Source organism: uncultured Ellagibacter sp. (assembly GCF_934636505.1).
Lineage (GTDB): Bacteria > Actinomycetota > Coriobacteriia > Coriobacteriales > Eggerthellaceae > Ellagibacter.
Genome location: NZ_CAKUAL010000126.1, coordinates 1 through 2188, shown reverse-complemented (window position 1 = coordinate 2188; position 2188 = coordinate 1). Strand labels below are relative to the sequence as shown.

At 63.8% G+C, this 2188-nt stretch carries 2 protein-coding genes; one reads left to right on the top strand and one right to left on the bottom strand.

Annotated elements, in window-relative coordinates:
- The coding region (locus tag Q0G18_RS09385; RefSeq protein ID WP_297152433.1) for an ABC transporter ATP-binding protein at positions 1–1722 on the bottom strand (1722 nt) is incomplete at its 3' end.
- Between the two features lie 120 nt (positions 1723–1842).
- On the opposite strand from Q0G18_RS09385, the gene Q0G18_RS09380 reads away from it, so the two are divergent.
- Positions 1843–2188, top strand: a 346-nt coding sequence (locus tag Q0G18_RS09380) for a hypothetical protein (protein ID WP_297152430.1), incomplete at its 3' end; no start/stop codon positions are given.

Sequence of the window (2188 nt, the reverse complement as noted above, 5' to 3'; positions counted from 1 at the left end):
CTTGCCAAGAAGCGCCTCGTGCGAGCCGATCTCGGCAACGCGCCCCTGGTCGAGGACCACGATCTGGTCCGCGCCCATGACGGTCGAGAGCCTGTGGGCGATCATGATGACCGTGCGCCCCTCAGCCAGCCGCGTGAAGGCGCGCTGGATAAGGACCTCGTTCTCCGGGTCGGCAAAGGCCGTCGCCTCGTCGAGCACGACGATGGGCGCATCCTTGAGGATCGCGCGGGCAAGCGCCACGCGCTGGACCTCTCCGCCGGAAAGATACGCGCCGCCGGCCCCGAGCATGGTGTCGATACCCTGCGGCAGCTTCGCCACGATGTCGTCGCACTGGGCGGCGGCGAGGGCTTCGCGCACTTCTTCATCCGTGGCGTTAGGCCGCGCGGCGCGCACGTTGTCGGCGAGCGTCTGTCGGAAGAGCTCGTTCGTCTGGAACACGAAGGCCACGTGGTCCATAAGCTCGTGCGGGTCGATGTCGCGCACGTCGACGCCGCCCACGAGCACGCTGCCCGAAGTCGCATCCCAGAAGCGCGGGATGAGCGAGGCGCACGTGGACTTGCCGCCGCCCGAGGGTCCGACGAGCGCGAGCGTGCTGCCAGCGGGGACGTCGAAGCTCACATGGTCGACGGCAGGACCTTCAGCCCCCTCATACGTGAAGCTCACATCGTCGAAGCGCACGCTGTTTCTCGTCGGGCGCTTGGGCGCAGGCGAGACAGCGAGGGGTTTGGCCTCCATAATGCCTCTGATGCGGGCCAACGAGTCGGCGCTCATCTGCGAGGCCTCGCCCACGAACATGAGCTTGGTCATCGCGGTGGGCACCACAGCCGAGAAGATCGAGTAGAACGCGAAGTTGGCAACGAACCGGGCAAAATCCGCCTCCCCCGGGGCAAGCAGCAGCGCCACGGGCAAGAAGAACGCCACAAGACCGTTCAGGGCCGTGAGGTTTGCGACCTGAGGCGCGCGACAGAACGTGCCGGCGTAGTCCTGCGCCATGCGCGCATAGTCGGCGATGGCATCGTGGAAGGCCTTGAACGAATGGACCGTCTGCTGGAACACCTTGACCACGGGGATGCCGCGCACGTACTCGGTGCCGCTCTTGTTCATGCGCACGAGCGCGCCCATATAGGCCTTCATGAACTCGCCGCCCTTGCCGCTCATCATGGTCGCCATCGCCACAAACGAAATAACGACCGAGATGAGGCAGGCCGCGCCCAGGCGCCAATCGAAGGCAAAGAGCAGCACGAGCAGGCCCGCGACCATGGCCACGGCACCCGAAATGTCGGGCAGCATGTGCGCGAGCAGCGTCTCGGTCGAGGCAGCGCATCCGTCAACGATGCGGCGCAGCTCACCGGTGGCGTGCGCGTCGAAGTAGCCGAGCGGCAGCTTGAGCAGGTGCTCGCTTGTGGTCTTGCGGATGTTGGACGCGCAGCGGAACGCCGCCAGGTGCGTGCACATAAGGCCCGCGAAGTAGACCACGATGCTCGCCAGGGCAAAGCCCACGGCCCACCAGCCGTAAGCGGCGATGGCCGTGGCCTCGTTCCAGTTGGGTGCCACGGCGATGAGGTCGCGCGCCACGAACCAGATGCACACGTAGGGGCCGAAGCTCAAGAGCTGCGACACCGCCGACAACCCCATCCCCAGGTACGTGAGGAACTTGCGGTCGCCGGCGTACGCAAGCAGCTCACCGATGCCCCCACCTTCCTTTTTCTTCTCCTTAGCCATGCATTTCCTTTCTAATGGCTTGATAGTTAACCGTAATAAACTTATCATTCAATTGTTAGCCCAGGTTCATTCTCGAGACAGAGTCGGACGATTTCGTAAAGGAAAGGGACGCTTTCGCAAATGCCGCGGTCGACCACCGACATAACCGAGCTCTACGCGCCACAATTCGAGCAGTTCGGCCTTGAGCTGAAAAGCAGAGGCGCCGTCTTCACCGGCGAAGTTGCGAACGCCCGAGCACGTGGACGAGCGTGGATCATGCCCCTTTCCCCCACCTGTCTTGTGATGGAGCACTTCATCACCCCCACACGCGATATGCACCTCATGGAGTACACCCCCGAGCCCTATGCGTGCGTAAGTGAAATAAGCGGGCCCACGCTTGCATGCATGCCCGACGCAGGTATCACGCCCACAAACCTCAAACCGCTGCGCGGCCCCTGGCCGAACAGCGCAGTGTGCAGCTTTATCC